The sequence below is a fragment of the Tardiphaga alba genome, from assembly GCF_018279705.1.
Lineage (GTDB): Bacteria > Pseudomonadota > Alphaproteobacteria > Rhizobiales > Xanthobacteraceae > Tardiphaga > Tardiphaga alba.
Genome location: NZ_CP036498.1, coordinates 3,741,773 through 3,755,339 on the forward strand (window position 1 = coordinate 3,741,773; position 13,567 = coordinate 3,755,339).

Annotated in this window: 18 protein-coding genes; 1 reads left to right on the forward strand and 17 read right to left on the reverse strand. The window is 60.6% G+C overall.

Annotated features, from left to right (window positions below; translation table 11 throughout):
* Positions 1 to 34: 34 nt before the first annotated feature.
* The 16 genes from rpsQ to RPMA_RS17825 form a co-directional block, all read right to left on the reverse strand.
* The gene (gene rpsQ / locus RPMA_RS17750; RefSeq protein ID WP_211909021.1) at positions 35 to 283 is read right to left on the reverse strand and encodes a 30S ribosomal protein S17; all 249 of its coding nucleotides are present in this window, start codon (positions 281 to 283) and stop codon (positions 35 to 37) included.
* Positions 284 to 293: 10 nt separating this feature from the next.
* Entirely contained in the window at positions 294 to 503 is a 210-nt protein-coding gene (gene rpmC, locus RPMA_RS17755) for a 50S ribosomal protein L29 (RefSeq protein ID WP_211909022.1), read from the reverse strand.
* A gap of 10 nt (positions 504 to 513) precedes the next feature.
* Positions 514 to 927 carry a 50S ribosomal protein L16 gene (gene rplP, locus RPMA_RS17760; RefSeq protein ID WP_211909023.1) on the reverse strand — a complete coding sequence of 138 codons (414 nt, stop codon included), beginning with the start codon at positions 925 to 927 and terminating at the stop codon, positions 514 to 516.
* 33 nt (positions 928 to 960) lie between these two features.
* Entirely contained in the window at positions 961 to 1,659 is a 699-nt protein-coding gene (gene rpsC / locus RPMA_RS17765; RefSeq protein WP_211909024.1) for a 30S ribosomal protein S3, read from the reverse strand.
* A gap of 15 nt (positions 1,660 to 1,674) precedes the next feature.
* Complete coding sequence (gene rplV / locus RPMA_RS17770; protein WP_211909025.1) at positions 1,675 to 2,058, reverse strand: 50S ribosomal protein L22; 384 nt, start codon at positions 2,056 to 2,058, stop codon at positions 1,675 to 1,677.
* Between the two features lie 11 nt (positions 2,059 to 2,069).
* Positions 2,070 to 2,345: a 30S ribosomal protein S19 gene (rpsS, locus tag RPMA_RS17775; RefSeq protein ID WP_211909026.1), complete on the reverse strand. Its 276-nt coding sequence runs from the start codon at positions 2,343 to 2,345 to the stop codon at positions 2,070 to 2,072.
* Between the two features lie 12 nt (positions 2,346 to 2,357).
* On the reverse strand, positions 2,358 to 3,191 hold the full coding sequence (gene rplB / locus RPMA_RS17780) for a 50S ribosomal protein L2 (protein ID WP_211909027.1): 834 nt from the start codon (positions 3,189 to 3,191) through the stop codon (positions 2,358 to 2,360).
* A gap of 12 nt (positions 3,192 to 3,203) precedes the next feature.
* Positions 3,204 to 3,503: a 50S ribosomal protein L23 gene (locus RPMA_RS17785; protein ID WP_211909028.1), complete on the reverse strand. Its 300-nt coding sequence runs from the start codon at positions 3,501 to 3,503 to the stop codon at positions 3,204 to 3,206.
* Positions 3,500 to 4,120 (reverse strand): 50S ribosomal protein L4, encoded by a 621-nt coding sequence (gene rplD / locus RPMA_RS17790; protein WP_211909029.1) that lies wholly within the window; start codon positions 4,118 to 4,120, stop codon positions 3,500 to 3,502. The genes RPMA_RS17785 and rplD overlap by 4 nt, the downstream gene beginning before the upstream one ends.
* A gap of 1 nt (position 4,121) precedes the next feature.
* Positions 4,122 to 4,844: a 50S ribosomal protein L3 gene (gene rplC / locus RPMA_RS17795; RefSeq protein WP_211909030.1), complete on the reverse strand. Its 723-nt coding sequence runs from the start codon at positions 4,842 to 4,844 to the stop codon at positions 4,122 to 4,124.
* A 52-nt stretch (positions 4,845 to 4,896) separates the two neighbouring features.
* A complete protein-coding gene (gene rpsJ / locus RPMA_RS17800) occupies positions 4,897 to 5,205 on the reverse strand; it encodes a 30S ribosomal protein S10 (protein WP_013166261.1) in 309 nt (102 codons plus the stop codon).
* An 83-nt stretch (positions 5,206 to 5,288) separates the two neighbouring features.
* A complete protein-coding gene (gene tuf, locus RPMA_RS17805; RefSeq protein WP_211909031.1) occupies positions 5,289 to 6,479 on the reverse strand; it encodes an elongation factor Tu in 1,191 nt (396 codons plus the stop codon).
* A gap of 39 nt (positions 6,480 to 6,518) precedes the next feature.
* Positions 6,519 to 8,591 carry an elongation factor G gene (gene fusA, locus RPMA_RS17810; RefSeq protein ID WP_211909032.1) on the reverse strand — a complete coding sequence of 691 codons (2,073 nt, stop codon included), beginning with the start codon at positions 8,589 to 8,591 and terminating at the stop codon, positions 6,519 to 6,521.
* Between the two features lie 31 nt (positions 8,592 to 8,622).
* Positions 8,623 to 9,093, reverse strand: coding sequence for a 30S ribosomal protein S7 (gene rpsG / locus RPMA_RS17815; protein ID WP_211909033.1), 471 nt, complete (start codon positions 9,091 to 9,093; stop codon positions 8,623 to 8,625).
* A gap of 14 nt (positions 9,094 to 9,107) precedes the next feature.
* On the reverse strand, positions 9,108 to 9,479 hold the full coding sequence (rpsL, locus tag RPMA_RS17820) for a 30S ribosomal protein S12 (RefSeq protein WP_211909034.1): 372 nt from the start codon (positions 9,477 to 9,479) through the stop codon (positions 9,108 to 9,110).
* Between the two features lie 672 nt (positions 9,480 to 10,151).
* On the reverse strand, positions 10,152 to 10,541 hold the full coding sequence (locus RPMA_RS17825; RefSeq protein ID WP_211909035.1) for a RidA family protein: 390 nt from the start codon (positions 10,539 to 10,541) through the stop codon (positions 10,152 to 10,154).
* Positions 10,542 to 10,688: 147 nt separating this feature from the next.
* Here RPMA_RS17825 and RPMA_RS17830 point away from each other — a divergent pair, with 147 nt between their 5' ends.
* Complete coding sequence (locus RPMA_RS17830) at positions 10,689 to 11,261, forward strand: TetR/AcrR family transcriptional regulator (protein WP_211913720.1); 573 nt, start codon at positions 10,689 to 10,691, stop codon at positions 11,259 to 11,261.
* A gap of 186 nt (positions 11,262 to 11,447) precedes the next feature.
* Here the strand turns inward: RPMA_RS17830 and RPMA_RS17835 are convergent, their stop codons facing one another.
* On the reverse strand, positions 11,448 to 13,505 hold the full coding sequence (locus RPMA_RS17835) for an ABC transporter ATP-binding protein (protein ID WP_211909036.1): 2,058 nt from the start codon (positions 13,503 to 13,505) through the stop codon (positions 11,448 to 11,450).
* Positions 13,506 to 13,567 lie beyond the last annotated feature (62 nt).

A 13,567-nucleotide genomic window follows, 5' to 3' on the forward strand; every position in this document is an offset into this window, starting at 1 on the left:
GCACCTCGTCCTCTGATTATGCGCTAAGCGCGGATTAAGCGGTAGTTTTCTGTTCGCCCCGGACCACGGTCCAGCGCTTCAGCTTCGAGATCGGCTTGCTCTCTTCGATCCACACGGTGTCGCCCGGCTTGAACTGGTTGTTCTCGTCGTGCGCGTGATAGTTCTTCGAGCGGCGAATGGTCTTCTTGTAGATCGGGTGGGTAAAGCGACGGTCAACGCGGACCACGATGGTCTTCGCCTGCTTGTCGCTGACGACCACGCCCTGCAGAGTACGTTTCGGCATGTGCGGCCCCTTACTTCGACTTGCCGTCGCGCTTCTGCGCGGCGATGGTCTTGATACGTGCGATGTCGCGCCGAGCTTCACGCAGGCGCGAGGTATTTTCCAGCTGCCCGGTGGCGCGCTGGAAACGCAGGTTGAAGCGCTCTTTCTTCAGGTTGAGGACGGCGTCGTCCATCTGGTCCTGGCTCATCGCGCGGATATCGCTGGTCTTCATTTCAGCCATGGCTCAATCCTTACTCGGCAATACGCGACACGAAGCGCGTCTTGATCGGCAGCTTGGCGGCGGCAAGGGTCATTGCTTCCTTCGCGATCTGCGGCGTCACGCCGTCGATCTCGAAAATCAGCTTGCCCGGCTTCACGCGCGCCACCCACAATTCCGGCGAACCCTTGCCGGAGCCCATGCGGACTTCGGCAGGCTTCTTCGACACCGGCAGATCCGGGAAAATCCGGATCCAAACGCGACCGGCGCGCTTCATGTGACGGGTCAGTGCACGACGAGCAGCTTCGATCTGACGGGCGGTGATCCGCTCAGGGGCCATCGCCTTCAGGCCGAACTGGCCGTAAGCCAGTGTCGCGCCAGACGACGCAACGCCGTGGATACGGCCTTTGTGCGCCTTGCGGAACTTGGTCTTCTTTGGTTGCATCATGGCTGTAACGCCTCAATCCCTAAATTTGTACGCTCAGGCAGCGTCGCGGCGCGGGCGCGAATTGTCGCCTTCAGCCATACGCTTGTCCTGGGCCATCGGATCGTGCTCGAGGATCTCACCCTTGAAGATCCAGACCTTGACGCCGCAGGTGCCAAAGGTCGTGAACGCGGTACCCACACCGTAATCGATGTCGGCGCGCAGCGTGTGCAACGGCACGCGACCTTCGCGATACCATTCCATACGTGCGATTTCTGCACCGCCCAGACGACCCGAGCAGTTGATACGGATGCCCTCGGCGCCGAGACGCATCGCCGACTGAACGGCGCGCTTCATGGCACGGCGGAACGCAACGCGGCGCTCCAGCTGCTGCGCGATCGACTCTGCAACCAGGGTCGCGTCGAGTTCCGGCTTGCGGATTTCGACGATGTTGATCACGACGTCCGACGAGGTGATGTCGGCAACCTTCTTGCGAAGCTTGTCGATGTCAGCGCCCTTCTTGCCGATCACGACACCCGGACGAGCCGACTGGATCGTGACGCGGCACTTCTTGTGCGGGCGCTCGATGATGATCTTGGCGACAGCAGCCTGCTTGAGCTCCTTGTGCAGGATCTCACGGATCTTGATGTCTTCGTGCAGCAGCTTGCCGTACTCGTTCTTGCCGGCATACCAGCGCGAATCCCAGGTACGGTTGATGCCGAGGCGCAGACCGATTGGATTGATCTTTTGACCCATCTTACTCTCCTGCCCTTACGCTGCTTCAGCTTCGACCTGACGAACGACGATCGTCAGCTGAGCGAAAGGCTTAAAGATACGACCCGAGCGACCACGGCCGCGCGGTGAGAAACGCTTCATAACAATGCCCTTGCCAACATGAGCCTCGGAGACGATCAGAGCGTCAACATCGAGGTCATGATTGTTCTCGGCGTTTGCAATCGCCGATTCGAGGCACTTCTTTACATCAACTGCGATCCGCTTGCGCGAAAATTGCAGATCAGCAAGTGCGGCCGAGGCCTTTCGACCACGGATCATCTGCGCCACCAAGTTCAACTTCTGCGGGCTGACGCGCAGCATGCGGGCGATTGCCTTGGCTTCGTTATCCGGGAGGGCCCGTTCGCGCTTTGGTTTGCTCATAGCTGTGCGCCTTACTTCTTGGACTTCTTGTCGCCGGCGTGGCCATGGAAGGTACGAGTCGGCGAGAACTCGCCGAACTTGTGACCCACCATTTCCTCGCTGACAGCGACAGGAACGTGCTTCTGACCATTGTAGACGCCGAAGGTCAGTCCGACGAACTGCGGCAGGATCGTCGAGCGACGGCTCCAGATCTTGATCACTTCATGACGGCCAGACGAACGAGCGGTATCTGCCTTCTTGAGCAGAGAACCCTCAACGAACGGGCCTTTCCAGACTGAACGAACCATGTCCGGCGATCCTTACTTCTTCCGCTTGTGGCGGCTGATGAGAATGAACTTGTCTGTCGACTTGTTCGAACGGGTCTTCTTGCCCTTGGTCGGCTTGCCCCAGGGCGTAACCGGGTGACGACCACCCGAGGTACGACCTTCACCACCACCATGCGGATGGTCGATCGGGTTCATGACGACGCCGCGGTTATGCGGGCGCCAGCCGAGCCAGCGGGTACGACCGGCCTTGCCGATCGAGGTGTTCATGTGATCCGGGTTCGACACAGCGCCGATGGTGGCGGTGCAACGACCGTGAACCAGGCGCTGTTCGCCCGAGTTCAGACGGATGATCACGTAGTCATGGTCACGGCCGACCAGCTGGGCATAGGTGCCAGCCGAACGGGCGATCTGACCGCCCTTGCCGATCTTCATCTCGACGTTATGCACGATCGTGCCGATCGGCATGTTGCCCAGCGGCATGACATTGCCCGGCTTCACGTCGACATAGTTGCCGGCGATCACGGTGTCGCCGACGGCCAGACGCTGCGGAGCCAGGATGTAGGACAGCTCGCCGTCCTCATACTTGATCAGCGCGATGAACGCGGTGCGGTTCGGATCGTATTCGAGACGCTCCACCTTCGCCGGGACATCAAACTTGGTGCGCTTGAAGTCGACGAGACGGTAGGACTTCTTGTGACCACCGCCGCGGAAGCGAACGGTGATACGACCGGTGTTGTTACGACCGCCAGCCGAGTGCTTGCCTTCGGTCAGAGTCTTGACCGGCTTGCCCTTGTACAGCGCCGAACGATCGACCATGACCAGCTGGCGCTGGCCGGGCGTCGTGGGATTGAATGTCTTAAGTGCCATTGCTCGTCGCCCTTATAGACCGGTCGTGACGTCGATGCGGTGGCCCTCTTCGAGGGTGACAACCGCACGCTTGACATCAGACTGCGAACCGAAAGTGCCGCGGAAGGCTTTGGTCTTGCCCTTGCGCACCAGCGTGTTCACGCTCTTCACCTTGACGTCGAACAGCTTTTCGACGGCCTCTTTGATCTGCGGCTTGGTAGCCTTGCCGTCGACCTTGAACACGACCTTGTTGAACTCGGACGCGGTGGTCGCCTTTTCGGTGATCACCGGGGCCACGATCACGTCGTAATGGCGCGGATCGATATTCTTCATTTGAAGCGCGCCTCCAACGCATCAAGCGCCGCCTTGGTCAGAACCAGCTTCTGACGACGCAGAATGTCATAGACGTTGATGCCCTGGATCGGGAGCACGTCGATGTTCGGAATGTTACGGGCCGCCTGAGCGAAACCGACATGAACCTCGGCGCCATCGATGATCAGCGCATTGGTCAGGCCGAGACCCGAGAAGTGACCGAGAAGAGCCTTGGTCTTGGCTGCCTCGAGGGTCGCATTCTCGATCACGATCAGCGAGCCGTCCTTGGCCTTGGCCGAGAGAGCATGCTTCAGCGCGAGAGCACGAACCTTCTTCGGCAGATCGGTCGCATGCGAGCGAACGACCGGACCGAAGGCGCGGCCACCGCCACGGAACTGCGGCACGCGGGCCGAGCCGTGACGAGCACCGCCGGTGCCCTTCTGCTTGTACATTTTCTTGCCGGTGCGGTTGATTTCCGCACGGCCCTTGGCCTTGTGAGTGCCGGCCTGGCGCTTGGCCAGCTGCCAGTTGACGCAGCGCTGGATCAGATCGGTGCGAACATCGAGGCCGAAAATGGCTTCGTTCAGCTCGACCGAACCGGCTTCCTTGCCCTCAAGCGTGGTGACGTTCAGTTTCATCTCACGCTCCTTCCTGCTCAGCGGCCGGCGCTTCAACAGCACCCTCACCTGCCAGCTTGAACTTGCCGGGCTTCGGCGCGTCCTTCGGCAGTTCCTTCTTCACGGCGTCGCGGACCGAGATCCAGCCGCCCTTGGAGCCGGGAACGGCGCCTTCGACGAGGATCAGGCCACGCTCGACATCGAGCTGCACAACACGCAGGTTCAGCGTGGTGATGCGATCAACGCCCATGTGACCGGGCATCTTCTTGTTCTTGAAGGTCTTGCCTGGGTCCTGGCGGCCACCGGTCGAACCGATCGAACGATGCGAAACCGACACACCGTGCGTGGCGCGAAGACCACCGAAGTTCCAGCGCTTCATACCGCCGGCGAAACCCTTACCGACCGAGGTGCCGGTGACGTCGACGAACTGGCCGACGACGAAGTGGTCAGCCTGGATCTCGGCGCCAACCGGGAGCAGCGCGTCTTCCGACACGCGGAACTCGGCGACCTTGCGCTTCGGTTCGACATTGGCGACCGCGAACTGTCCGCGTTCGGCCTTGGGCATATAGACGGTCTTACGCGAACCCGAACCGAGCTGCAGAGCGACATAGCCGTTCTTCTCGGTGGTGCGATGACCCAGCACCTGGCAATTGCCAAGCTTCAGAACGGTCACGGGGATATGTTCGCCGGCCTCTGTAAAGACCCGCGTCATTCCGACCTTCTGTGCGATCACTCCGGAGCGCATCGGCGTGCTTCCTGTTCTTTCTGTCCGTTTGACCGGACGGGACTAATAAATCTTAGAGCTTGATTTCGACGTCGACGCCGGCGGCCAGATCGAGCTTCATCAAAGCATCGACGGTCTGCGGGGTCGGATCGACGATGTCGAGGAGACGCTTGTGGGTGCGCATCTCGAACTGCTCGCGGCTCTTCTTGTCGACGTGCGGCGAACGGTTGACCGTGAACTTCTCGATGCGCGTGGGCAGCGGGATCGGTCCGCGGACCTGTGCACCCGTGCGCTTCGCCGTGCTCACGATCTCGCGGGTCGACGCATCGAGGATGCGATGGTCGAACGCCTTGAGTCGAATGCGGATATTCTGGCCGTTCATTGCCGTGTCTTCCTTAGAATGCGATTGGTGAGTGGCGAGTAGCGAATGAACTCCATTCGCCACCCCCTATTCGCTATTCGCTATTACTCGATGATCGAAGCGACGACGCCTGCACCGACGGTGCGGCCGCCTTCACGGATGGCGAAGCGCAGCTTCTCTTCCATCGCGATCGGCACGATCAGGTGCACTTCCATGGCGATGTTGTCGCCCGGCATCACCATTTCGGTGCCTTCCGGCAGATGCACGACACCGGTCACATCGGTGGTGCGGAAGTAGAACTGCGGACGGTAGTTGGTGAAGAACGGGGTGTGACGGCCACCTTCGTCCTTGGTGAGGATGTAAGCCTCAGCCTTGAACTTGGTGTGCGGCTTCACCGAACCCGGCTTGCACAGCACCTGGCCGCGCTCGACGTCTTCACGCTTGGTGCCGCGCAGCAGCGCGCCGATGTTGTCGCCGGCCTGGCCCTGGTCGAGCAGCTTGCGGAACATTTCAACGCCGGTGCAGATCGTCTTCTGGGTGGCGCGGATACCGACGATTTCGATTTCCTCGCCGACCTTGACGATGCCGCGCTCGACGCGACCGGTCACAACCGTACCACGACCCGAGATCGAGAACACGTCTTCGACCGGCATCAGGAACGGCTGGTCAACCGGACGCTCCGGCTGCGGGATGTAGCTGTCGACGTTTTCCATCAGCTTCAGGATCGCGTCGTGGCCGAGCTCCTTCGAGGAGTCCTCGAGAGCGGCCAGAGCCGAACCCTTGACGATCGGAATGTCATCGCCCGGGAAGTCGTACTTCGAGAGCAGTTCGCGGACTTCCATTTCCACGAGCTCGAGCAGTTCCGGATCATCGACCATGTCGCACTTGTTCAGGAACACGACGAGCGCCGGCACGCCGACCTGACGGGCGAGCAGGATGTGCTCGCGGGTCTGCGGCATCGGGCCGTCGGCAGCCGACACGACCAGGATCGCGCCGTCCATCTGGGCTGCGCCGGTGATCATGTTCTTCACATAGTCGGCGTGGCCGGGGCAGTCGACGTGGGCGTAGTGGCGGTTCGCGGTCTCGTATTCGACGTGTGCAGTCGAGATGGTGATGCCGCGGGCCTTCTCTTCCGGCGCCTTGTCGATCTGGTCGTAAGCGGTGAACGACGCACCGCCGGACTCAGCCAGCACCTTCGTGATCGCGGCGGTCAGCGACGTCTTGCCGTGGTCAACGTGACCGATCGTGCCGATATTGCAGTGCGGTTTGTTACGTTCAAATTTTGCTTTGGCCATGATTCTCTCCTCTGGGTCGTAAGCTCGCGCCTACGACGATCAGGCAAACTTCTTCTGGACTTCGGCCGACACGTTTGCCGGCGCTTCAGCGTAGTGATCGAATGACATCGAGAACGTTGCACGACCCTGGCTCATCGAGCGCAGCGTGTTCACGTAACCGAACATGTTCATGAGCGGCACCATCGCGTTGATGACGTTGGCATTGCCGCGCATGTCCTGGCCCTGGATCTGGCCACGGCGGGAGTTCAAGTCGCCGATGACCGAACCGGTGTAGTCTTCCGGCGTCACGCACTCGACCTTCATGATCGGCTCGAGCAGAACGGACTTGCCCTTCTGCAGAGCGTCACGGAGAGCCGCACGCGAGGCGATTTCGAAGGCGAGAGCCGACGAGTCGACGTCGTGGTAAGCGCCGTCCACCAGCTGGACATGAACGTCGACAACCGGGAAGCCGGCGACGACGCCCGAGGTCATGACGCTGTTCAGGCCCTTTTCAACGCCCGGGATGTATTCCTTCGGAACAGCACCGCCGACGATCTTGGACTCGAACACGAAGCCCGAACCCGGCTCGCCCGGCTCGACCACGAACTTCACGCGGGCGAACTGGCCGGTACCACCGGTCTGCTTCTTGTGGGTGTAATCGACTTCAGCGCGCTTCGTGATCTTCTCACGGAACGCCACCTGCGGAGCGCCGATGTTGGCATCGACCTTGTAGGTGCGCTTCAGGATGTCGACCTTGATGTCGAGATGGAGTTCGCCCATGCCCTTCAGGATGGTCTGGCCAGACTCGTGGTCGGTCGACACGCGGAACGACGGATCTTCCGCAGCGAGCTTCGCCAACGCCACGCCCAGCTTTTCCTGGTCGGCCTTCGACTTCGGCTCGATTGCGATTTCGATCACCGGCTCCGGGAATTCCATGCGCTCGAGGATGACCTGCTGGTCCGGATCGCAAAGCGTGTCACCGGTGCGGGCTTCCTTGAGGCCAGCCAGAGCGACGATGTCACCGGCATAGGCTTCCTTGATGTCTTCACGGTTGTTCGCATGCATCAGCAGCATGCGGCCGATACGTTCTTTCTTCTCGCGGGTCGAGTTCACGACGCCGGTACCGCTCATCAGCACGCCCGAATAGATGCGGCAGAAGGTGATGGTGCCGACGAACGGGTCGTCCATGATCTTGAATGCGAGCAGAGCCAGCGGCTCCTTGTCGTCGGCCTTGCGGACGATCTCGTTGCCGTCTTCGTCCGTGCCCTTGATGGCAGGAACATCAACCGGCGACGGCAGATAGTCGACAACGGCGTCGAGCAGCGGCTGCACGCCCTTGTTCTTGAAGGCCGAGCCACAGAGCACCGGATAGAACGCGCCAGTCAGCACGGCCTTGCGGAGCAGACGCTTGAGCGTCGCTTCGTCCGGCTCGTTGCCGTCGAGGTAAGCGGCCATTGCGTCGTCGTCGAGTTCGACGGCGGCTTCGAGCATCTTCTCGCGATACTCCTTGGCCTTCTCGACCATGTCTGCCGGAATATCGACGATGTCATACTTCGCACCGAGGGATTCATCGTTCCAGATGATGCCCTTCATGGTGACGAGATCGACGAGGCCCTTGAAGTTGTTCTCAGCGCCGATCGGCAGCTGAATCGCAACCGGCTTCGCACCGAGACGATCGATGATGTCCTGCAGGCACTTGTAGAAGTCAGCGCCGGTCTTATCCATCTTGTTCGCGAAAACGATCCGCGGAACCTTGTACTTGTCGCCCTGGCGCCAGACGGTTTCGGTCTGCGGCTCGACGCCCTGGTTGGAGTCGAGAACGCACACGGCGCCGTCGAGCACGCGCAGCGAACGCTCGACTTCAATGGTGAAGTCGACGTGGCCGGGGGTGTCGATGATGTTCAGGCGCTTGCCATTCCAGAATGCCGTGGTGGCAGCGGACGTGATGGTGATGCCACGCTCCTGCTCCTGCGTCATCCAATCCATCGTCGCGGCACCTTCGTGCACTTCGCCGATCTTATGGCTCTTGCCGGTGTAGAAAAGGATGCGCTCGGTCGTTGTCGTCTTACCGGCATCGATATGCGCCATGATACCGAAGTTACGGTAGTCCTCAATGGCATGTACGCGAGGCATGGGATGTTCCTTAAATTCCGGAGTTTCGCCGTTACCAGCGATAATGCGAGAATGCGCGGTTGGCTTCGGCCATCTTGTGCACGTCTTCGCGCTTCTTCACGGCGTTGCCACGGCTGTTCGATGCATCGAGAAGCTCAGCCGAGAGGCGCTCGGTCATGGTCTTTTCGTTGCGGGCGCGGGCAGCAGTGATCAGCCAGCGAATGCCGAGAGCCTGGCGACGCACGCTACGCACTTCGACCGGCACCTGATACGTTGCACCACCGACGCGGCGCGAACGGACCTCGATGGTCGGCATGACGTTTTCGAGCGCCTGCTCGAACACGGCCAGCGGGCCCTGCTTGGTCTTGGCTTCGATCAGATCGAAGGCACCGTAGACGATCTGTTCGGCGGCAGACTTCTTGCCGTCATACATGATCGAGTTCATGAACTTGGTGACGATGATGTTCCCGAACTTCGGATCCGGGTTCACAACGCGCTTTTCAGCTGAATGGCGACGAGACATCGATAATCCCCGACTTACTTCGGACGCTTCGCGCCGTACTTCGAACGACGCTGCTTACGGTTCTTGACGCCCTGGGTATCCAGCACGCCGCGGAGGATGTGGTAACGAACGCCGGGCAAATCCTTGACGCGGCCGCCGCGGATCATGACCACGGAATGCTCTTGCAGGTTATGACCTTCGCCCGGGATGTAACCGATGACTTCGAAGCCATTGGTCAGACGCACCTTGGCGACCTTACGAAGCGCCGAGTTCGGCTTCTTCGGGGTCGTGGTGTAGACGCGCGTGCAAACACCACGCTTCTGCGGCGACTGCTGCAGAGCCGGCACCTTCTTGCGCGCCTTCTGAATGACCCGCGGATTTGCGATCAGCTGGTTGATCGTCGGCATGTCAGCCTTCACCCTTTATTCGCGCGAAACCTCATGGCTTCGCAAAAATTGCTCGGAGCTTCCGGCCCCACCGGTCTCGCCGCACACGAATTTCTTCGCGCAAAACGAAATAACGCCAACCACTCATCGCTGAGTGGATAGCGCTAACGCCGCAGAGGACCACGATGGTGACATCGGGCTGTCGCCGTCAGTCGTTACCTTGGTCATGCACTGAATTCGATTTCCCGGATTTTTCCGTAAAATCAAACGTCGTTTGGCATTGCCTAGATTTAAACGGCAGCGTTTGAGCGTCTTGGTCGAGGTTGGTGCCCGCGTGGCAAAGCCACTTGGGTGATCCGTACCGACACTGGCGATGCTCACCGCCTGTCGTTAAGTGGCCGGGTTGTATCCGCAGGGGTTAGGCAAGTCAACACCTATCCGCGTGCAAAATACGCTTGTGGCACAGCATTTTCTAGCATGCCAAGCCCCCGAAAATCACGCGGAATCCGTATGGATTCAAGGTCATCCACTACTCACTGGGCAGAGTCGAAAACTGCAGTTTGATGACGGCTGGATGGAGGCTTGATGAGATTTGTGGACCTCGAAACAGACGATTCTTGCCCCTCCTCCCGATTCCCGAGTCATCGCGCAGTCAGAATCGGGAGAATCGCGGTTCAGGCCATTACCTGTTCGTTAAGGCAGGCGGGCGATGACCTTGATCTCGAAATCGAAGCCCGCGAGCCAGTTGACGCCCACGGCGGTCCAGTTCGGATAGGGCTTTTCCGGGAAGATCCTAGAACGGACAGCATTCACCGTCTCAAACTGGACCTTGGGGTCGGTGTGGAAGGTCGTGACATCGACGATGTCGTCGAACGAGGCCCCCGCCGCCTTCAGGACGTTGCCGAGGTTGTCGAAGGCCAGTTGCACCTGTTTGGCGAAGTCGGGCTCCGGTGAGCCGTCCTCGCGGCTGCCGACCTGTCCGGAGACAAAGAGAAGGTCTCCCGAGCGGATGGCCGCCGAATAGCTATTGATTTCGTAAAGCGCCTGCCGGCCGGCAGGGAAGATTGCGTCGCGTTTGGCCATGATGTCTCTCCTGTTCCCAATCGACGCGCCAGTTGATATACGCGCCGTATGTGATTAGCTGGGAGCATACGGATCGTATGTCAATACTGACATACGTAATGTATGTAATTTTGGAGAATGGACGTGGCCACCGGTAAGCGTGCGCAGATGGTCGAGGAGACGCGGGGCAAGCTGATCGCGGCTGCTCGCAAGGCTTTTGCTGACAAGGGATATGCCGCCTCCTCCATGGATGACCTCACCGCGGCCGCCGGCCTGACGCGCGGCGCGCTCTACCACAACTTCGGCGACAAAAAGGGCCTACTGCAGGCGGTGATCGACCAGATCGATGCCGAGATGCTGGCGCGCATGCGCGTGGCGTCCAGTCAGGCCGAAACGCCGTGGCTCGGCTTCATGACCGAAGGTGTCGCTTATATCGAAATGGCGCTCGAGCCCGAAATCCAGCGCATCATGCTGTTGGACGGCCCCTCCGTGCTCGGCGATCCCTCGCAATGGCCGAACCAGACGGCGTGTTTGCGAACGACCACGCAGGCGATCGAGCAGCTGATCGCAGATGGGGTGGTGAAGGACATGGATCCCGAGGCTGCGGCACGGCTGATCAATGGCGCCGCGCTGAATGCCGCGCTGTGGGTGGCGGCGGCGAAGGAGCCAGCGGCGGTGTTACCGAAGGCCGTGGAGGCGTTTCGGGAATTGGCGTCGGGATTGTTGCGGGCGGAGCGATGATCCGCACTCGCCTGTCATCCCCGCCTAGCACGCCGAAGGCGTGCGCGGAGCGGGGATCCAGTAGACGCTGTCAGTGCAACTCCATCACGACCGCCGGTGTCTACTGGATCGCCCGGTCCTAGCGCGCAATTGCGCGCACGGCCGGGCGACGACAATCGGAGAGGATGCGACAGTCGAGGACGACGCTCACTCCTCGTCGTCTTCATCCTCGTCGTCCTCGTCCTCGTCATCCTCTTCGTCGTCATCATCCTCGTCAGCGGTGTGACGACCTTGGTTGTCCCAGAGTTCGCGATAGGTGCCGCCGAGCGCGAGCAGCTCGGCATGCGAGCCGCGCTCGATCACCTGCCCGCCACTGATGACGATGATCTCATCCATCTCCACCACCGATGTCAGCCGGTGCGTCGATGAAATCATGGTGCGGCCTTCGGCAAGCTTGAACAAAGTCGCGTTCAGCGCCGCTTCCGTCGTCTGGTCGAGCGCCGATGTCGCCTCGTCCAGCAACAGCACCGAGGGATTGCGGACGATGGCGCGCGCAATGGCGATGCGCTGGCGCTGGCCGCCGGACAGCGTGTCGCCCCGCTCTCCCACTTGCGTGTCGTATTTGTCTGGCAGGCCCATGATGTAGCGATGGATCTCGGCCTTCTTGGCCGCCTCCACCACCTCCTCGTCGGTCGCGCCTTCCTTGCCGAGCCGGATATTTTCGCGGATCGACATGTTGAACAGCATGTTCTCCTGGAACACGACGGCCATATGGCTGCGCAGCGACTCGCGCGTCACCTTGCGGATATCGACGCCGTCGATGGTCACCTTGCCTTCGTCCGGCATATAGAGCCGCAGGATCAGATTGAGCAGCGTGCTCTTGCCCGAGCCGGACGGGCCGACAATGGCGATCTTCTTGCCGACATCGAGCTTGAGACTGAGATTGTCGAGAACCGGCGCGCGGCTGTTCTCATACTGAAACGTCACGCGGTCGAAACTGATGTTGTTCTCGACGCGCGGCAGTTCCGGCGCATTGGGCTTGTCGGAGCCACGGGTCGGCTCATCCAGCATCTCGTTCATATGCTGCACGGCGGCCGCGGTCTGGATCGACACCGGGATGAAATGCATCACATGGGCGATGTTATAGGACACCTCCCAGAACGCGCTTTCGAAGGTCACGAAGGTGCCGACGGTGATCTGGCCCTTGGTGGCAAGATAGGCGCCGATGGCCAGCACCACGAGATGCAGCATCAACACCGAAATCGTGACCGAGCGCTCGACCATGGTGGACAGGAAGGTCGCCGCCGCGATGCGCTTGCCGGTGTCGTCGTTGCGAAGGCGAAACCAGCCCATGGTGCGGCGCTGCAGGCTGAAAGCCTTGATCACCGCCTGTGCGGCGATGTTTTCCTGGATCGTGCCGAGGATCGAGGCTTCGCTCTGCTTCTGCTCGTAATTGGCCTGCACCGCCTTCGGCGTCAGGATGCGCGGGCCGATCAGCGTGATTGGGAAGATCAGCAGCGCCACAAGCGCCAACTGCCAGTTCAGATAGAACATCAGCAGGATGCCGGCGATCAGTTCCAGGAACGGCAGCAAGGCGCTATTGGCAAAGCTCTTGATGCAAGTCTCGAAGGAAGCCATGTCCACGGAAAAGCGCGACAGCGTCTCCCCGCGCTTGGTCCGCGCGAAATAGGCCGATGGCAGTTCCTGCACGTGGCCGAACAGGCGTTCGCGCGCACTGGAGATGATGGATGATGCCAGCCGCGCATCCCAGCGTTCATACCAGATTGCCACGATCGAGGTGATGATACCGGCCACAGCCAGCACAGAAAGGATCTTGATCAGCGCGTCAAAATCCTCTTCGCCGAGCGCGTCGTCGATGAGGAATTTGAGGCTGAGCGGCATGATGACGTTGAACAACGTCTCGACAAGCACGCCGAATCCGACGAAAGCCAGCATCTTGCGGCGGTTGGCGAGGAACGGACGTGTGAAGGCGTAGATGGTGCCAAAGGCGCCGGCCGCTTCGCGCGCCGTGAATACGACGAGTTCCTCGTCGTCATCATCATCGTCGTCTTCGTCCTCATCCTCGTCGTCATCGACGGGTTTGGCCTTGGCGTTCTTGTCGGCAACGAGCTTTTCCGGTGCCGGCGGCTTCGTGCTGGGCACCTGCGCAGCAGCGGCGCCGACAGGCAGCGCGAACTTGTCGTCCAGCGGATCGGTCGCTTTGTTGTCGTCGGAGATGGGTTTCTCAGGAGGCTTCGACGCCATGAACCGGACCGTTGCTGGAGGCCCGGAATCCGGGCCGAAAGAATCATGCCGTGGCTTATTAG

Excerpts from the sequence above, each read along its gene's own strand:
- rpsG (WP_211909033.1), bottom strand. The coding sequence starts at position 9,093 with ATGTCTCGTCGCCATTCAGCTGAAAAGCGCGTTGTGAACCCGGATCCG.
- rpmC (WP_211909022.1), bottom strand. The coding sequence starts at position 503 with ATGGCTGAAATGAAGACCAGCGATATCCGCGCGATGAGCCAGGACCAG.
- rplD (WP_211909029.1), bottom strand. The coding sequence starts at position 4,120 with ATGAAACTGAACGTCACCACGCTTGAGGGCAAGGAAGCCGGTTCGGTC.
- RPMA_RS17830 (WP_211913720.1), top strand. The coding sequence starts at position 10,689 with ATGGTCGAGGAGACGCGGGGCAAGCTGATCGCGGCTGCTCGCAAGGCT.
- rpsS (WP_211909026.1), bottom strand. The coding sequence starts at position 2,345 with ATGGTTCGTTCAGTCTGGAAAGGCCCGTTCGTTGAGGGTTCTCTGCTC.
- rplC (WP_211909030.1), bottom strand. The coding sequence starts at position 4,844 with ATGCGCTCCGGAGTGATCGCACAGAAGGTCGGAATGACGCGGGTCTTT.
- tuf (WP_211909031.1), bottom strand. The coding sequence starts at position 6,479 with ATGGCCAAAGCAAAATTTGAACGTAACAAACCGCACTGCAATATCGGC.
- RPMA_RS17825 (WP_211909035.1), bottom strand. The coding sequence starts at position 10,541 with ATGGCCAAACGCGACGCAATCTTCCCTGCCGGCCGGCAGGCGCTTTAC.
- rplB (WP_211909027.1), bottom strand. The coding sequence starts at position 3,191 with ATGGCACTTAAGACATTCAATCCCACGACGCCCGGCCAGCGCCAGCTG.
- rpsJ (WP_013166261.1), bottom strand. The coding sequence starts at position 5,205 with ATGAACGGCCAGAATATCCGCATTCGACTCAAGGCGTTCGACCATCGC.
- rpsC (WP_211909024.1), bottom strand. The coding sequence starts at position 1,659 with ATGGGTCAAAAGATCAATCCAATCGGTCTGCGCCTCGGCATCAACCGT.
- rplP (WP_211909023.1), bottom strand. The coding sequence starts at position 927 with ATGATGCAACCAAAGAAGACCAAGTTCCGCAAGGCGCACAAAGGCCGT.
- rpsL (WP_211909034.1), bottom strand. The coding sequence starts at position 9,479 with ATGCCGACGATCAACCAGCTGATCGCAAATCCGCGGGTCATTCAGAAG.
- rplV (WP_211909025.1), bottom strand. The coding sequence starts at position 2,058 with ATGAGCAAACCAAAGCGCGAACGGGCCCTCCCGGATAACGAAGCCAAG.
- fusA (WP_211909032.1), bottom strand. The coding sequence starts at position 8,591 with ATGCCTCGCGTACATGCCATTGAGGACTACCGTAACTTCGGTATCATG.
- RPMA_RS17785 (WP_211909028.1), bottom strand. The coding sequence starts at position 3,503 with ATGAAGAATATCGATCCGCGCCATTACGACGTGATCGTGGCCCCGGTG.
- rpsQ (WP_211909021.1), bottom strand. The coding sequence starts at position 283 with ATGCCGAAACGTACTCTGCAGGGCGTGGTCGTCAGCGACAAGCAGGCG.
- RPMA_RS17835 (WP_211909036.1), bottom strand. The coding sequence starts at position 13,505 with ATGGCGTCGAAGCCTCCTGAGAAACCCATCTCCGACGACAACAAAGCG.